Origin of the sequence: Methanosarcina sp. Kolksee, from assembly GCF_000969945.1 — an archaeon.
GTDB classification, from domain to species: Archaea; Halobacteriota; Methanosarcinia; order Methanosarcinales; family Methanosarcinaceae; genus Methanosarcina; species Methanosarcina vacuolata.
In genome coordinates, this window is the sequence record NZ_CP009524.1 from 808,086 (window position 1) to 825,522 (window position 17,437).

Annotated in this window: 15 protein-coding genes; 6 read left to right on the forward strand and 9 right to left on the reverse strand. The window is 39.9% G+C overall.

Annotation, left to right across the window (positions count from 1 at the left end; genetic code table 11):
- Positions 1–1,121 precede the first annotated feature (1,121 nt).
- The 3 genes from MSKOL_RS03465 to mer form a co-directional block, all read right to left on the reverse strand.
- Positions 1,122–1,643, reverse strand: a complete 522-nt coding sequence (locus MSKOL_RS03465) for a nicotinamide-nucleotide adenylyltransferase (RefSeq protein ID WP_048118165.1) — start codon at positions 1,641–1,643, stop codon at positions 1,122–1,124.
- An 85-nt stretch (positions 1,644–1,728) separates the two neighbouring features.
- Positions 1,729–2,769: a F420H2 dehydrogenase subunit FpoF gene (fpoF, locus tag MSKOL_RS03470; protein ID WP_048118169.1), complete on the reverse strand. Its 1,041-nt coding sequence runs from the start codon at positions 2,767–2,769 to the stop codon at positions 1,729–1,731.
- Positions 2,770–2,871: 102 nt separating this feature from the next.
- A complete protein-coding gene (mer, locus tag MSKOL_RS03475) occupies positions 2,872–3,858 on the reverse strand; it encodes a 5,10-methylenetetrahydromethanopterin reductase (RefSeq protein ID WP_048118172.1) in 987 nt (328 codons plus the stop codon).
- A 1,781-nt stretch (positions 3,859–5,639) separates the two neighbouring features.
- Between mer and MSKOL_RS03480 the strand changes: the two genes are divergently transcribed.
- The 6 genes from MSKOL_RS03480 to MSKOL_RS19755 all read left to right on the forward strand — a co-directional run bounded on the left by MSKOL_RS03480 (position 5,640) and on the right by MSKOL_RS19755 (position 10,783).
- The gene (locus MSKOL_RS03480) at positions 5,640–6,536 is read left to right on the forward strand and encodes a right-handed parallel beta-helix repeat-containing protein (RefSeq protein WP_048118175.1); all 897 of its coding nucleotides are present in this window, start codon (positions 5,640–5,642) and stop codon (positions 6,534–6,536) included.
- A 694-nt stretch (positions 6,537–7,230) separates the two neighbouring features.
- Positions 7,231–7,914, forward strand: coding sequence for a flavodoxin family protein (locus MSKOL_RS03485; protein WP_048153709.1), 684 nt, complete (start codon positions 7,231–7,233; stop codon positions 7,912–7,914).
- Between the two features lie 93 nt (positions 7,915–8,007).
- Complete coding sequence (afpA, locus tag MSKOL_RS03490) at positions 8,008–8,643, forward strand: archaeoflavoprotein AfpA (RefSeq protein WP_048118180.1); 636 nt, start codon at positions 8,008–8,010, stop codon at positions 8,641–8,643.
- 55 nt (positions 8,644–8,698) lie between these two features.
- Positions 8,699–9,205: a ferritin family protein gene (locus MSKOL_RS03495; protein ID WP_048118182.1), complete on the forward strand. Its 507-nt coding sequence runs from the start codon at positions 8,699–8,701 to the stop codon at positions 9,203–9,205.
- A 21-nt stretch (positions 9,206–9,226) separates the two neighbouring features.
- On the forward strand, positions 9,227–10,435 hold the full coding sequence (locus tag MSKOL_RS03500; RefSeq protein WP_048153711.1) for an FprA family A-type flavoprotein: 1,209 nt from the start codon (positions 9,227–9,229) through the stop codon (positions 10,433–10,435).
- A gap of 210 nt (positions 10,436–10,645) precedes the next feature.
- A complete protein-coding gene (locus MSKOL_RS19755) occupies positions 10,646–10,783 on the forward strand; it encodes a hypothetical protein (protein WP_156150947.1) in 138 nt (45 codons plus the stop codon).
- A 647-nt stretch (positions 10,784–11,430) separates the two neighbouring features.
- On the opposite strand, the gene MSKOL_RS03505 is transcribed toward MSKOL_RS19755, so the two are convergent.
- The 6 genes from MSKOL_RS03505 to hacB all read right to left on the reverse strand — a co-directional run bounded on the left by MSKOL_RS03505 (position 11,431) and on the right by hacB (position 17,259).
- Positions 11,431–12,066 carry a cyclase family protein gene (locus MSKOL_RS03505; protein WP_048153712.1) on the reverse strand — a complete coding sequence of 212 codons (636 nt, stop codon included), beginning with the start codon at positions 12,064–12,066 and terminating at the stop codon, positions 11,431–11,433.
- A gap of 193 nt (positions 12,067–12,259) precedes the next feature.
- A complete protein-coding gene (locus tag MSKOL_RS03510; RefSeq protein ID WP_048153715.1) occupies positions 12,260–13,276 on the reverse strand; it encodes an isocitrate/isopropylmalate dehydrogenase family protein in 1,017 nt (338 codons plus the stop codon).
- A 64-nt stretch (positions 13,277–13,340) separates the two neighbouring features.
- A complete protein-coding gene (locus MSKOL_RS03515; RefSeq protein ID WP_048153717.1) occupies positions 13,341–13,901 on the reverse strand; it encodes a manganese efflux pump MntP family protein in 561 nt (186 codons plus the stop codon).
- A 542-nt stretch (positions 13,902–14,443) separates the two neighbouring features.
- Positions 14,444–14,845, reverse strand: coding sequence for a hypothetical protein (locus MSKOL_RS03520; protein WP_048153719.1), 402 nt, complete (start codon positions 14,843–14,845; stop codon positions 14,444–14,446).
- Between the two features lie 750 nt (positions 14,846–15,595).
- Positions 15,596–16,474 carry a hypothetical protein gene (locus tag MSKOL_RS03525; RefSeq protein ID WP_048153721.1) on the reverse strand — a complete coding sequence of 293 codons (879 nt, stop codon included), beginning with the start codon at positions 16,472–16,474 and terminating at the stop codon, positions 15,596–15,598.
- A 287-nt stretch (positions 16,475–16,761) separates the two neighbouring features.
- Positions 16,762–17,259 carry a homoaconitase small subunit gene (gene hacB / locus MSKOL_RS03530; RefSeq protein ID WP_048153723.1) on the reverse strand — a complete coding sequence of 166 codons (498 nt, stop codon included), beginning with the start codon at positions 17,257–17,259 and terminating at the stop codon, positions 16,762–16,764.
- Between the last annotated feature and the right edge of the window lie 178 nt (positions 17,260–17,437).

The following is a 17,437-nucleotide window of genomic DNA, read 5'->3' on the forward strand; positions in this document are numbered from 1 at the left end:
ATCCTTACCTTTTACACAGTATTTGAAACTGTCAATACAAGATTTTTTGCAACTCGCTGGCTTTGTGTAGCAGAATTTACCGTTACTCTTCATACATACCTTGCCGCCCAGTTTGGTAGTAAAGCATCCTGTAGATGTAACTTTAAGGTTGCATCCTTTGTCATTACTCAGCACGTTATAGCAACAAGACTTGCATTTACAATTGAATGTATCGTTTATTGCATCTGTTTTACACTTGTTCTTATTGCATGAGGTGTTGAATGCGGCTGCTCCTGTCATTGACATGACAAAGAAGAGCAACGTAAAAATACATATTGTCTTGAATAAAGTTCTTCTCATTTTATACCCTCCATAGTATACACTCAACCATAAAATATTCAAAGATATCGATTTTTAAGTCCGATTTTCACTGGTGATGAAAATATACTCTTCCGGATTAAAACCCCCGATTTAGCAGGGAGATATATTTTCATATGATTGAGTGATCTTTCTATGCTATTTCTTAACAAACAGTTAAAAAATAAACAGTCTATTGTATGTTTTTATTTACCTCTTACTTCTTCGAAAATATAGGTACTCTTCAATGTGCTCAGTATTAGCATCAATTTCAGTAATTAACCTTATATGTCAAATTAAGGTTAAAAATTAAAACGCAGTATTACAAAACACATAGAAAATGATCCAACATCTTTGCGAAAAAGTTACAAGAGTTCACAATTAGAAATAGTCACTCCTTTTATTAAACATTTTCTCTTTAATTTACTTGCAACTGTTGACTGTGTGGACTTATTAAAAAAAGTCACAGAGTGTCAGCAATACCTGGATAGAGACAAATAGTTATGTGTAGACTATGCAGTTGTCACCGAATAATCTACACACAGATTTGAGATAATGAAATTATGTATCTATTCCTGAACTGCAAATTTGAAGTTATATTTTCATCATTCCTAAAGAGAACAGAAAAATGGAAAGAAGGTTGAAATAATAATGGAAGATGAAATATAAAGAACAAACAAAAATAAGAAAGACTAAAAGTAAGAAAAATAACAACTGAAGAGAAGCTATACTGAATCTAGAAAGATTTCAAAGTGATTATACAAACGTCATAAGAGTAACCACTTTTATAAGGAAGAATTGTTATCGCTGGCTGAAACGTTCCTGAGGCGGGTTACTCCGTCTATTTCCTTTATCACTTCGACGACTGACTTTGGAACAAGGTGTTCCCATTTTTCCCCTGCAACCATTCGTCTCCGAATCTCAGTTCCTGAATATCTTTCCCGGATATAAAGAGGAGATTGTTTTACGCAAACTCCAGCCTCTTGGAAGAGCTGAATAACCAGCGGATTATTCGAGTATACTACTTCAAAATGAGGCGTTCGGGACGCAACGTGATGGACCCAGATAGAGTTATACTTGATATCTTCAATAGGAAGAACATAGTGTCGGATTGGGAGATTTTCAAGCGCGTTGTACACCATCAAAACCCTTTCTCCTGCCGTAAATGGGTCAGTTGATTCGTGACTTTTCTGAGCACTTCCTATGCCTACAACCAGCTCATCAACTTCTTCCGCAATCTGCTTGATTATGGTATGGTGACCAAAATGATACGGTTGAAAACGTCCAATATAAAAAGCTCGCGTCATCCCGTATTTCAACCTCCAACGATACACTTGTTATTTATTCTCTATATATTCTGATTTCATACAGTTTCGTCACGGATTTCTGATTTCATACAGTTTCGTCACGGATTCCTGTCTCAAAGCTGAACTCTTTGCAGACCTCTTTGAAATGTTCAGCATTATTTTTGCGCTTCATATCAATAAGCTTTCTTACAAGCTCAAGGCCAGGCTTGGGATCTTCCATGATCTCCATTTCTTCGCGGACCATATCGAAGTATTCCTCTCCGATATCTGTCCTTATAAAGACCGAGTTCCATCCATCCGGAGCACCAACGGAGCCTACAGAAATGTCGGCAAAGACTGAAGTGTAATCACAGCAGTGATGGCAGGGGTTTCTGGCATATTTGGCTACATCCTTAATAGGCACGGAGTGAACCTCGCCGTCACTGGTGTAGACCCAGAATTTACCTTTAGTGAACTCCATCTTTCTGACGTCTTCGATCTTGACTTTCATAATCTCCGGGATTATTTTATCAAGCATTACGTCATGATAAAAACTTTCCATACATAGTAATCCGATGATAAGCACAATTTTCTCGCTTACATTTTCCCTGATCAGCCGCGCAGAATGGGCCTGGCAGGGCACCCCGACAACTGCAATCCGATCATATTTTTCAAAGGCTTCCCGGAGCGCTGCGACAACCGGGTCAGAAGTGTACTTGGTTCCTCTTACCTTCTCAACGTCTTCAGCACTTGTCAATAAAACGACTTCTGGTTCCCATTTTTCGTTTCGAGTAATTCCTACTGCGCAGTCGATTTTGTCCTGCTTGAAAAGAGACTTAAGGATACCACTGGTAACTCCTCCATCCTGGCTGCCAGCATTTTCCCTGGACTTTGCGGCAAAAAACGTGCGCACATTTGCAAGCTCATTCTCAATGAAGCCATCTACTACTGGACAGATTCTGCTGCAGGTTAAGCAACCTTCGCAGACCAGATACCCAGCTCCTTTTTCATACAGGCTCAGATCGTTTGGATCACGGATTTCTGCCGCCTTCTTTACAGTTACAGCTCCTATAGGACATACGGCCTCGCATGCTCCACAGGCTGCGCATACGTCATGTTCAATGACTTCTGCAATCTTTGGTGGCAATTAGTTACCTCCAACACCTTGATATTCTTGCCTTACCGGCAAGATGTTTTTTAAAAATATAATAAGAAAAAATTAAAAAAAATTATGCAAGATGTAATAAACTTACATCTTTGCAATGATTTCTTTACCTATAAGTTTTATTGCTTTCTCTTTGTCAGGACCTATTGGAGATCCGGCGACAATCTGGGTAACTCCGATTGTCTCAAGGTCCTTGATTCTCTTCATGCAGTCATCAGGAGTTCCGCAGATAGAGAAGGCCTCGATCATCTGAGGGGTAACAAGTCCACCCATAAGAGCCCCGAAGTCTCCCTTGGCGATAGCTGCACCGATCTGGCTCTTGGCTTCGACAGGAATTCCATGTCTCGCGAGAACAAGGTCAGGGGAGCCTGCTACAATGAAAGCAACCACTACTTTTGCGGCATTGACTGCTTTTACAGGATCCTTATCAATTGAGAAACAAGCGTATGCTGTAATATCAACTTCGTTTGGATCACGGCCGGCTTTTTCGGCTCCCTTCTTAATCTGTTCTACAGCTACTTCGAAATCTTTCGGGTGGGAAGCATTAATAAGGACTCCGTCTGCGATCTCACCGGCAAGTTCAAGCATCTTGGGGCCCTGAGCACCCATGTATATAGGGACATCTCCAGCTTTGAAAGCGAGCTTGGCACCTGCAAACTTAATCATTTCTCCTTCCATAGAGACCTTCTGGCCTGAAATAAAGCCTCTAATTGCCTGGATTGCTTCTTTGGTGGTTGCGAGAGGCTTTTCCCATGCAATGCCCATGGCATCGAAGGTCGCTTTGTCTCCAGGCCCAAGGCCGAGAACTGCCCTTCCGCCTGAGATCTCGGCAATTGAGGCAATGCTGGATGCAGTAATTGCGGGGTTTCTGGTGTAGGAGTTTGTAACACCGGAACCGATCTTGATACTGTTTGTGTTCAGGGCAAGAACGGTAAGAGTGGAGTACACATCACGGTTGTTGTAGTGGTCAGTGATCCAGACATGGTCGAATCCCTGCTGTTCTGAGAGCTTTGCGTAATATGCGATCTTTAAGGCGGGATCGCTCGGCACAAATTCGATTCCGAACTTCATCTCAAGTTACTCCTGATTACTGTCTATTAATTAAATGGGTCGTTTTTTGTCCCCAAAATATATTTTTTAAATAATAATTAATATCCATTATAATAGACATTAATTATAAACCTTATATGATTTCACATAACAGTATTTAAGAGTCTATATATAATTAACTGTATTAATCAAATTATATAAAAGCATCTTCATAAAAACGGTTTATTATTTGTTCTTCCTCAGTATTTTTCAAGCCTAAATCAATAAAGAAAGATAATCATACCTGGAACTTAAGCACTTATGCTGCAAATCAAGTGCAGTAAACGTCATAATTACTGTTTTATTTTTAAAAAGCTATGGGTTTTATGCTATTGTTTTGTGCTTCAAGTGCGTAAGTCCTAATACCTTAAAAACTTTTCCAGAAACTGGCACTTGAAACCACAGTTTCGAACTGTACTGACTTGAATCATGAACAGAAACTGGGCTTTTTCGAAGAAAACTATTCTTTCAAATTGGCCAAAAGGTTTATATTGGAAAATGCCATACAACGAAAATTCCGCAGCGATCAGGCGAATATTAACTGTATGAATTGTGCAAATGAACTCTTCGAGGGGTTCAACTTTGACATAAGAATAACTAATGTCTTGAAAATATAGTTATTGGTTACATGTTAACTCTGAATCGCTATCTTTTGATGAAAAGCTATCAACATTTATGCTCAATAATTAAGTTGCCATAACACTAGTGTCGAGTCAATCCTCAAGGATTCAATAATTCCGAATAATTGCAATCGATTTTATACGACATTTTGCGGTTGACCCGACACTAGAGGAAAGCGCTGAAAATGAGATCAATAATTCTCCTTTTACGCTGGCATTTTTTACTGTTGAAACAACATATCTTTCTAGCTGGCAAGGTCTGAGTTGCAATGAATGCATTTAGAGTTACGCATTTAGAGTTATGCATTTAGAGTTATTCATTTAGAGTTAATCTCATTTATGGGGTTCAGTTTCAAGCTATTTGCGTTTATGGCTGGTTCTTGTCAGTAATTAGTCTGTTAATAGTTTAACACATAAATAAAATCAACATCAAAATCTATAGGATAATATGGTCTTTGTTTCAGAGATTCTTCGGTATATTTTATAAAATCATTTTTATTATTTTTATTTAAACTACTTATTTAAATTCCCTTTGTAATATTTTACTTCTCTGTTCCTTAAACACCTGAAATATCCTTAAATAATTATGTACAATATAAATTTATTTAATATAATACCAAAAATATTTTATAATAGGATCACATAACCAGGAGTGTCAACTCAGAAATTCAATAATGATAAATCAAAACTTTCTAAAAAAGAGAGTTGATCTGGCTAAAGGCCGTATTAGATAAAATGATATTGACCAGAAGGCTACTATCCTGTGGTCAGTAGTGGTTTTAATTTGTAGAAGCCAAAACTTCTAGTTTCCGGCCACCTCCAGTGACTAATCCCTATACGTTATTGGAGAGTGGATACTCTGTGTGCAACGTGTCCGCCCCACTAAATCGCAGAGAACCGAATTGGATAGGTTCAAAAAATATTACGCAGACGTAATAGGAATCTGAATACCCGTATAGAGCCGGCCTGATCAGAGAGTTCTATTCAAGAATTCAAAATCCCTACCTGATTAGATTAGTTCGGAAAAGTAAGTATTACGAGTACGTAATATGAAATTTTGAGAATATTTGGGAAAAAAGTACCTTACTGTATGTTTTTTGATTTCACTTAATCCCTATAAAAATCCAACCCAAAGGTGATACGATGCAAAAAAGACAACTAGGAACCCTATTCCTGGTAACATGCCTTATTTTAACAACTGTACCGGCTGCGTTAGGCGCTCAGAGTACAAAGGTAGTAACTGTTGCTGGAGACGGAAGTGGAGACTACAATTGTGATGGAAAAGCCGATGATGTCCAGATTAACCAGGCCCTTGAATTTGCTGCACAAAACCCGGGCACAATTGTCCACCTTAAAGGCCCGTTCACATATGATATAAGCGATTCTCTCCGGATTGGCAGTAACACAGTCCTTGAAGGAGATTCCGGTACAAAGATTAAGCTTGCCAAAGGACTACCAGTCTGGGGTGGGCGTGAGAGCAGTATTTCAGAGAAGAAAGCCATGCTTATGGTTAGAGGCAGTTCTGCAAGCGGTGTTACAATAAAAGGCATAACTGTTGATGGCAGCCAGTCCGACTATTATTCTGGTGTCAGGCTCGGAACCTCCTGTTATAACATGGCAACTATAGTAAACTGCAACGGATTAACAATTCAGGATGTTACGTTCCAGAATGGATGTAATGATGCAATGCTCATTTCACAATCCAACAATGTAGTGATAGATTCCGTAACTGTAAACAAATGTGGACACGATGGTGTATATGCCTATCATGTAAACGGCATCACAGTTAAGAATTGTAACTTTATCAACCGGACTAATTCGTCCGTTAGATTCGATTCCGTTACCAACGGGGTCATGAAAAACAATGAATGTACTACTTCCGGTGGTGGATACGCAGGTCTGGAACTACAGGGAACTCTTAAAAACATAGAAGCTTCTGGCAACTATTTCCATGACTTACCTGCCCCTGCAGTGGTGCACTTAAATACAAAAGAAACTGGTGTAAATATCCACGACAACAGAATTGAAAACTGTGGATAAGATATTTTCTTATTGGGAAACTCTCAGTTCGTCAACTGAGAGTCAATCCAATTTATTTTCTTAATATAAGATCAGGATTAATTCAGGATTAATTCAGGATTAAATAAGATCATGAGTTAAAAATTGGCTGTTTTCCTGTGAACTTCTAGATTTCTATTATCTTGTACTAAAGATATCTGGCTTTTTTACATCTAGATTAACAGCTTTTTCTTGTAATATTCCTCTTTGTTCGAGATCATCTATTTTGTTCGAAATCACCTGTTTGTTCGAAATCACCTGTTTGTTTGGCGTTTGTTTTGTTTCAAATCACATAATACCTGTTTTTGTTTTCTTGAGTGCGTCACGTTTCCGGACGAATGCTTCATGACGTCTCATACTTACTCAGTTTTTGGAACTTAATAGGTCGGCTTCTCAATAATATCTAGATAAACTTTTCGGTGAAGAGACTTTCAATATATCCTTGATTTGCGTGGCAGTTAATCCTGAAAAAGGAAAATACAATCCTCGGAGACGGAACAATTTGCTTATTCCTCCCCCCGATAGCGCTATACAGAAGACTTAAGCTGTAAAGGGAAAAATTAAAAAAATTCAAGCATATAACTATTCAGGCATAAAATTATTTACCCGAAAGATATACCAACATATAGATATATTTGCTTATATACATAATTTTACTTATAATTCGGAGGGGGACATGCAAGAAACCGAAGCCAAACCTATACGAATTCTCGGAATATCCGGAAGTCCCAGAAATATGGCAACCGATTTTCTGGTCCGGGAAGCACTGAAAATTGCGGAAGAAAAATATGGTGCAGAAACCGATTACTTTTCCGCAAAAGGGAAAAAGCTGAACTTTTGCATCCACTGCGACTTCTGTTTAAAAACAAAGGAAGGCTGCATTCACAAGGATGATATTTCAGCCGAGCTATACGACAAAATGATCTGGGCAGACGCCTGGATTATCGGAACTCCTGTTTATCAGGGAACACTGAGCGCTCAGACCAAAACAATTATGGATAGATGCAGGGCTGTAGTTGCCAAAAACCCAAAGGTTTTTTTGAATAAAGTTGGAATGGGCATTGCAGACGGAGGAGATAGGATAGGGGGACAGGAACTGGCAATCCAAGCAATCCTGAACTTTTATGTAATCAACGAAATGATACCTGTGGGAGGAGGCTCTTTCGGAGCTAACCTGGGGGGGACATTCTGGTCGAAGGACAAAGGGGAAGAAGGAGTCTCAGAAGATTCCGAAGGCATGAGAAGCCTTAGAAGAACTCTGAAAAAACTTGTCCAGACAACCCTGCTTGTAAAAAATGCTTCTTCGGGAATGGAATCCAAACCCCAGTCGTCTGAAATGCAAAAAGAAGAAAGCAAATGATGTAAACTTTGGAAGATGGATTTTCAGGATTCAGGTTAATCAGGAAGATAAATAATTCTATGATTTGTCAGAACCAGTTAAGGAGGAGTTATTTTGGTAGAACCATTAAACAAGAACATCAAGCGAATAGCATGGGGAATAACAGGTTCGGGAGACCAGATGATTGAGACCTACAGCATTCTGGTGGACATTAAAAACCGAACAAATGTTGAAGCAATGGTTTTCCTCTCTAAAGAGGGCGAGACCGTAATGAAATGGTATCATCTCTGGGATAAAATCCAGAACGACTTTCCTAACTTCAAAGTGGATGCAGGCCCTAACTCCCCGTTCATTGCAGGCCCATTGCAGATGGGATACTACGATTTCTTATTGATCGCCCCGGCAACTGCCAATACCGTGGCAAAAATTGTGTATGGGATTGCAGATACTCTTGTTACAAACGCAGTTTCTCAGACTGGGAAAGGACAAACACCTATTTTTATCCTGCCTGTAGATCAGAAAAGAGGGAGTGTAAAAACCTCTGCGCCAAGTGGCAGAGCCTTTGAACTTAATATGCGCGAAGTAGATGTTCAAAACTCGGAAAAACTTGCACAAATGGAAAATATCACGGTGCTTGAGAGCCCTTACGAGATTTATGACATATTCGGGCTTGAGCGACCTACTGAAGATATAATCCTGAAAGTGAAAGAACGAAAAAAGAAGAAAACTAAGGAAGAAACCAAAATATAAAAACTTTAAAACTCGGGTAATCTGAAGAGATAAGTTATCAGAGGGGGTAAGAGGTATGAAAAGTACGTATCAAAATGTAGTAGAGGAAGTAAAAAATCTGAAAGGAATTGAAGAAGCCGTAGCTCTGGCAATTGAGAGGGAAACAGCGGCAAGAGACTTCTACTTTAGTAAAGCTGCTTTAATGGACAAACCGAAATTTAAGGAACTCTACGAGTATCTGGCAAATGAAGAGGTAAAACATCTTGGCTATCTTGAAAAATATCGGGATCAAAATGAGCTGCCTGTAACCAGTACGGAAATTCCGAGTAGCCAGTCTTTCACCCCTGAGTTTGATATGGGGCGCATAAAAGGTGGAGAGATTACGCTTGGAGATGCGGGAATCCTTGTTGCAGCTCTCAGGCACGAGAGAAAAAGTGAAGATTTCTATCTGGAAGTCGCAAAAATGGTCGATGACGAAAGCCTGAAAAATTTCTTCGAGATGCTGGCAGGTTACGAAAGAAGTCATTACGAGTTAATTGACCAGTTCCTGGAAGAGATTACCAGTTTCCGGATGCAGACCTGAAAAACCAGACGAGATGCGAATATGGATGCAGAAGAAGCAGGTGGAGTCGTTGAGCTCTCCAGTGGTGTATACTGGGTAGGGGCAATTGATTGGAACGGAAGAGATTTTCACGGATTTACAACTCCCGGAGGGACAACATACAACTCCTACCTGGTCGTTGGGGAAAAGACCGCACTTATAGATACGGTAAAATCTCCCTTTGCAGGGGAGATGCTCAGACGCATTAGTCAGGTTATAGACCCTTCAAAACTCGACTACATTATAGTAAACCATATGGAACTTGACCACTCAGGTTCTCTGGCAGAGCTTAAAAAACAAACCGATGCTAAAATACTCATTACAAAAAAGGGCGTTGATATCCTTAACGGTTACTTCAAGGGCTCAGGCAGTGAGAACTGGGACCTTAAGGTTGTGAAGACAGGCGACCAGCTGGATCTGGGTGGCAAAACCCTTCTGTTCCTGGAAGCTACAATGCTTCACTGGCCTGATAGTATGGAGACTTTCCTGAAAGAAGACAGGATCCTCTTTTCAAACGATGGTTTCGGGCAGCATATAGCAACTTCAAAAAGGTATGATTTCGAAGTGGGAGATGTCCTTCCTGAAGCAGCCGAGTACTACGCAAACATTCTCATGCCTTTCCATCTGCCGCTTCTTCGTTATCTTGAGTTATTAAACAAGTTGGAAATAGACCCCTTGCAGATAGCTCCTTCTCACGGAATTATATGGAAACGGGATCTGCCGAAGATCTTTGAGGCTTACAAATCGTGGGCTGACGGAGAGGTAAAAGAAAAAGTGCTTGTGATATATGATACCATGTGGGGCAGCACAGAAATAATGGCAAACGAAATTGTCGAAGCTGTCCGAGCCGCAGGTGTGGAGGTAAAACTGCTGAATCTTCGAAAAAGCTCGAGGAGTGATATCATGAAGGAGATGCTTGATGCAGCCGCCTTTGCAGTAGGTTCACCGACTCTTAATAATGGGCTCTTTCCAACGGTCGGTGACTTCCTGGTATATCTCAAAGGCCTGCGCCCCCAGAAGAAAAAAGCTGTGGCATTCGGGTCCTATGGCTGGGGAGGAGGAGCAGTAAAAACCATAGAACAGGAACTAAAAAGCGCAGGAATTGAAGTGATTGGTCCCGGGTTGCAGGTAAAGTACAGACCATATGAAAAAGAACTGTTGAACTGCAAAAAGCTTGGAGAGCAGCTTGCAGCTACCGCAAAAAAGTATTAAATTATTTTATCCCGGCTCTCCATTTAACATTTTTTTCTTAGCGTTTTTCATTTTTTGACTCCATTTTTTGAAAACCTTCCGGAAAGGTTTTCAGCCTCAATAGCCGTATAGCCTGGAATTTTTGCCGGACTTTCTGCAAGAAATACTTTCACTCTGCTAGGCTGAGGTTAATAAGTACTGAAGTAGTTTTTGTAAATAGAGGTGAATACAATGGAGGAAATATTCAAAGGATTGATCGAGCGTGCTCAGTATTATGAGCAGTTTGAAAGTTACAGAAACATAAATCCCTCAGTACAGTTTGAAGATATGTCTATACTTAAACAAAAGGCACCAGTAATGAGTATATAAAACAGGATTATTGACTACTAGCCTGGAAGCACTTGAGTTATATAATAAAAAACTGCGAATTGAAAAACTGCGAATTGAAAAGCTGCGAATCAAAATGATGTAAAACCTCTAAAGAACTAAAACCTCTAAAGAACTAAAACCTCTAAAGAACTAAAACCTCTAAAGAACTAAAACCTCTAAAGAACTAAAACCTCTAAAGAACTAAAACCTCTAAAGAACTAAAACCTCTAAAGAACTGGAATGTTGAGAAGTAAGTTTCAAAATAAGTCAATTGAAGTGAATCTCAAGAACAGATCATACAAGTAAATCTCAAGAACAGACCAACTGAGACGTAAACTTCAAGAAAAGTCAGAAAAAAATCGAAAACACGAAGAAATTCCGACGAAAATTAAAGGCGGAGAGAAACTTACTTTTCAACCGGTTCCATTTAGACCTGCGATTTCTATCCCAATTCCACAGGACAAATTTTGAATTCAATTTTTTATAACCATTGAAAACAATAGAAATCAGTCAAAATAGAAAACAAGATTGGACGACAAATTTAAACTGGAACGTTTTCTTGAAACCGGAATATTGCCCTTCTAACTTTTTGGTATCTGCTGTAATCACATGTTACTATTTTTTCCTGATCTTTGTCGTTAAGTGTATTATTCTTTAATGAGTATCACTCTCGCCGGAGCTCCGTCCGTATCTATACGGAGAGGCAGACCTACGAACGTATATTCCCCTTCAGGAATGCCGGCAAGGTTGAGCCCTAAAAACAAAGTCGTATTATTTATAAGCAGTTCACGGACCTCGTCGTCCCCATCGGGTTTCTTGATGCTAAGGTAATCAAATCCCAGTGTTTTGATTCCGGCATTGACGAGGTATTCAGCTGCATCCATTTTAAGGTGTACATAATTCTCAAGGAATTTCACATACCCAAGGGCCGAGTTTCTGGTCTTGAGAAGCACTATCTCTTCAGGCCCGATTTCAAACTCTTCAAGATCCTGACTGTGAATTTCACTTTCCACAAGCGTGAGATCAAAAACCCTGCATTTTCCATAAAAATGATCAAGAGGCAGGTCAGCAGTGCTTTCTCTACTATTTCGTAGATGCAGTTTGGATTCTACATGAGTGCCTGTATGGCTTCCCATAGTCAGGATAGACTCGTTTACCTTATCCCTTGGGACGGAGGCATACCTCTTAATAGAAGGTCTGGGCTTTCCCGGATATACAACCATTTCTTCCGTAATAGGCAGTGAGATATCGAAAAATTGACGCAGAATGAAACCCCCATTCATTCGTTAGCGATAAATCTGTATTTAAGTGCAGTCATTTTTGATAAAAATGTAACTGCGCTTTATTATAAAAAAGGGTTTAAAACATTAAAAACTCTCCTCTGGCAGGAGGCGGTCTCTCCTATCCGTTTGAACTATGTTACCAGGTTTAACTGGTTTTACCAGGTTTAGCTGATTTTACCAGGTTTAACTGGTTTTACCGGGTTGAGTTGCACTGATCTTGTATATTGTTCCTCACATATTCCGCAACCGCGTTTCCGACTTCCATTGTGCTGGCCGTCCCTCCGAGGTCAGGAGTGATGATTTTCTTTTGAAGTACATTGGTTATTGCCTCATCGATAATTTGAGATCGAGGTTCTCCCATCCATTCGATCAGCATCTTTACACAGAGGATTGCAGCAAGCGGGTTTGCAATGCCCTTTCCGGCAATGTCAGGTGCGCTTCCGTGCACAGGTTCGAAGAAGGCATATTTATTCCCTATATTGGCACTTGGGACAAGGCCGAGACTTCCTACAAGGGCTGCGCACATATCACTCAAAATATCTCCAAAGAGGTTCGTTGTGACCACAATGTCATACCTTTCAGGGTGCATAATAAGGTTGTAAGCTATCGAGTCAACCAGCATATCCTCATATTCCACGCCGTTAGCACTGGCGGTTTGCCTGCAAACATCGAGGAAAAGCTTGTCGGATTTCAGGACATTGGATTTATGGACAATAGTCAGCTTGTTCTTTCTTTTCTTTGCAAGCTTACAGGCATATTCTGCAATCCGCTCGGAACCTTTCCGGGTGACAACTCTTTTCGTCCAGGAGATTTCGGGCCCTATTTCTTCAATTCCCGAGTACAGCCCTTCAGTGTTTTCCCTGACAATAATAAAATCGAAATCGTTTCTCCCGGTAACTCCTGTTATACCGGGCAGAGGTTTTACAGGCCTGACATTAGCATATAGATCCAGTTCCTTTCGTATAGTCAGGAGCACGCTTTTGTAATTCGGGTCCGGTACAGTAGTAATTGCCCCAAAAAGGACAGCATCGCACCCTTTTATAGTTTCCAGATCATCATTTGATATTGCAGTTCCTGTCCTTTCCCACCGGGTATAGCCAAGCTCCAGGGGTACTTTTTCAAACTCAAGCCCGAAAGCATCAAGGACTTTAACAGCCGCAGGGATTACTTCCCTGCCTATACCATCACCTTCGATTACAGCCAGTCTCATATTAACTGCATCTTAGTTAGGGGTATATGAATCTGGCGTAACTTTTTGAGACTTCCAGGATTTGTCAGATCCAGAGCAGATGTTCGGCAAGGATTTTTCCACCAATCCCGATGAGAATAAGCCCTCCAATAATCTCGACTTCGTGCTCAAAAAAATGGCCTATTCTGTACCCCAGGACTGCTCCGCAAAAAGACATGAAAAAGGTCACACAGCCTATTATAATCACAGGTTCAAGGATAGGAGTATTGAGAAAAGCAAAGCTAATTCCCACGGCAAGGGCATCTATACTTGTAGCGATTGCGAGCATCAGAAGCACCGGATAATTGAGGGAATTTATCTTCCCATCCGGGTCTCCGTAAAGAGCCTCATAAATCATTTTGCCTCCGATAAAGGCCAGAAGCCCAAAAGCAATCCAGGGAGCATAGTCCGATACAAAGCCGCTTACCGCGCGTCCTCCAAGCCAGCCCAGTACAGGCATTAAAGCCTGAAATCCTCCAAAAAAGAAGGCAAGCTTCAGTGCATCCTTTAGTTGAAAAGGCCGTATAGTAGTGCTGCTGGACATGGAAACTGCAAATGCATCCATTGAAAGCCCGAGCCCTAAAAGGAAGTTAGTCAGGAAAGACATTAGGTGAACTCCAGTTTCGTTTTATAAATGAGATTTTTCTTCATTTTATAAATGAGATTTTTCGGGATAGTTAAATTTTTAGTATATAATTTAGGGAGAGTTAATGTTTTAACAGATGATTTATGGATAATTAGAGCTTTAAAATATAATTTATTGATAATTCGAGATTTAACACATGATTTAGGGGTAATTAGAGCTTCAGTACATGAGTACATTTGAGACTTGAAATCCTCAAAATACCTGTATGTCTGGTTATTACCCTTTTAATGATCCAATAAATATACAATCAGATTTAAAACTATGTCTTCTGTGCAGGCAACTGATGAAAAATACTTTTTGAGAGGATAAGGGATAATAGATCTCATCAAACTTCAGGCAGACTAAGCCCTAAAGGTCTGCGTAACATGATTAGAAGAGACAGTGTTTGAACTAAATTACTGTGTGGATATTTTCACTTTGCTCACACCTTAGTTCTGCTCATACATATTGGCAATCCCTGGCAGCACTTCGGTTAAATAAATCTGCTCACATCTTAGTTCTGCTCACACCTTAATTTTAGACTTTTCCTTAACCACTGTTTTTGTTTTATTGCCCGATATTTCTGCTCTCACTTTTCTGTAGACAGTATAGTTGCCGTTGCCTTCATAATAAATAGCATATTTATACTGATTCCCATCAAAAAACTTAAAGCCTTTTCTATAAAATGCCGGATATTTTACAACACGCAGCGGATCAAGCGAATAACGCTGGTATATGTTGCTGTCAGCGAGAGTTTTAACCAAATCTGGTATCACATTCACCTGTTGATACTTCCCTTGAATATTACGTCCAATGATTGTGTTATAAGCAAGTGAAGCCTGTACCGCAACCTTTACAAACACAAACTTCAGCAAGAAAACCCCCACAACGAATCCAACAATCCATACAATCGTGAGCAAAAGCATAGCATTACCCCCAGGCTTAATTTTGTTATGTAATAGGCTACCCGTTTCCGATTACATGAGTCACTTAAATCTTTGATGTTCCCCTCAAATCTCCTCAATTACGAGCGTCGCTAGTAAATGATCCTTTAAAAGGATGACCTTCATAGATTATAACTTTTTCTAAATTTAGTCAAGAATTTCTATTAATACTGAACTTATGTATATATAATAAAAAATCTTATGATTTAGACATAAGAATATAATTAATAAAAGTTGATCAGATTCTTACACAAAAGATTGTTACTGACAAAAAAATAACATGAGTCCTGCTCTTTCCCCTGACACGACAATTCATAAGTGCGTGTTACTTGCGTGTCTTATATCGGTTCTTCCTCATTCCCTGTGGATAAGATTATTTTCAATTCGAGACCACATTGGTTTTTATGAAGACATTAGGGCTCTTCTCTATTCAGTATGGATAAGATGATTTTCAACTCAAGACCGCATTGGTTTTTATGAGAATATTATGAGAATATTATGAGGATATCCACACAAAACAACGAAGAGCCCTTATACTTCTTGCAAGATCAGTTTCGGATTTATCAATAGTTGATGAAAATGGGAAGATAGGAGCAGGCAGCACTACTATTCAAAAAAAGGTATAAAATAAGTAAATTGAATTTCGCGCAGGCAGTTTTTTCAATTACCAGTTTCCAGTGTAAGTTTCCTCAAGTAAACTTAGCAGGCCTGCAGTTTAATTTGTGAACACTATTATACCTGGCTATTTAGATCCTCTGAACCCTGCCTGAGGCTGTTTACAAGTTTTCGGATAGCTTCAGCAACCTGGTACTCCGATGCACCCCAGTGAACTACAGCTCCATCAAAGCCCGAAATCTTTACAAGCCCTGAATTTTCAGACATGCAGCAGCGAGTAATAAAGGATTTTGAGGGCACAACTATTTCGGACTTGAAAGGACAGATGTTTATAAAAGAATACTCTAATTCAGGAAAACGCATCTCAAAAAGAGTCTTTGAAATCTCGCATCCTACGAGTAAATGTCCATTTTCTGTGAGCACATCCGAATCCAGGCACTTGCCTTCGAGTCCAGACGCGCTGCATGGAAAAACCGTATTTTTTCCTTCAAAACGCCTGAGGTCAATTACCTTTTCAGTAAACCTGACCTGGAGGTCCCCGAAAATTCCACTGGCTTCGAGTCTTCTCACAACAAGAGAAAGCCAGGACGGATAAGGGGGAGCAACGTCAAGGATTTCTAGCTCAAGAATGCTTGAAAGGTCAGGGGCATGAACAAAAGTAACATGCCTATCCATACCTGTAAAAATTACCGTGTTCACTTTGCCGGTACAGAGCTTTTCTGCAGTCTCGATCAGGAGTGTGCGGTTTTTTATGTTCAATTCCCTGTCATACTTTACCACCTCTTCTCCTGAGGCTATTGTTTCGAGAGCTTCAACTTTCCTGAGCAGTCCCTCTCCGCTTTTTTTTACGTGATAAACTGCATATTCGTAGTTGCCTGTCTGAGGATTTTCCTTTTCTGTAATCAGATAGTCAGTAAGAAAATAGATAGGCTCTTCAGTGCCCGGGCAGAAGGATTTTGTTACGCCCACATACTTATACTCATCAGGAAAAAGCATAGATATCGGTTGTTTTGGATGATTTTTTGGGTTGTTGATTCTATAGTCACAAGGCTAAATAATGCAGCTACTCAACTGAGATAAAATGAACTTTTTATTGCAACAATTACAGGTGTGACCATAGGTTACTGTTCTGGATTTCCGTTCTGGATTTCCGTTCTGGATTACTATTATTTTAGTAATTATCAAATTTAATTCATTTCCGATATGTTTCCGGTGTACATTTCGGTGTACTTTTCGGTGTACATTTCAGTGTACTTTTCATATTTTGATATTTACAGGACTAATTATTCTTTTTGCTCACCCTGGATTTTTTTTCTATGGGCTACAAGCCCGCCGTCAGCAAGTATCTGGAGAAGGAAATCCGGCAATTTATTTCCCCTGAATGTGCCTTTATCCGAAACTGTAACCTCGCCTTTTAGCAGATCAACTCTGACCTCATCGCCCTCCTGGCAATCTATATCGGCTTCAATAAGAGGTAACCCTACATTGATTGCATTTCGGAAAAAGATCCTCGCGAAAGATTTTGCGACAACGCAGGCTATACCTGCATGTTTTAAAGCAAGGGGAGCCTGTTCTCTTGAAGAGCCGCAGCCAAAATTGCTGCCTGCTACAATAATATCCCCTGGTTTTACTTTTTTTGCAAACTCGGGGTCAATGCCTTCCATTGCATGAGCTGCAAAGACCTGCATATCTTTGGTTCGCAAATATTTACCAGGAATAATTACGTCTGTATCGATATCGTTTCCGAATTTCCAGACTCGGCCTATGATAGGGTTTTTCATCGCACTTCACCTGCGAAGTAGGTTTTTTTAATAGTATATCTAGATAGCGGGAAAATAAAATAAAAGTCTGCAGACCTTGCCTAAAAATAAAGTTGAAAAGATGTAACCTAAAAATAAAAGCAAAGGAAAAAGAAGTAGAAATAAAGGTGAGTGGAGTGAGTAATAGTACACTCCGTAG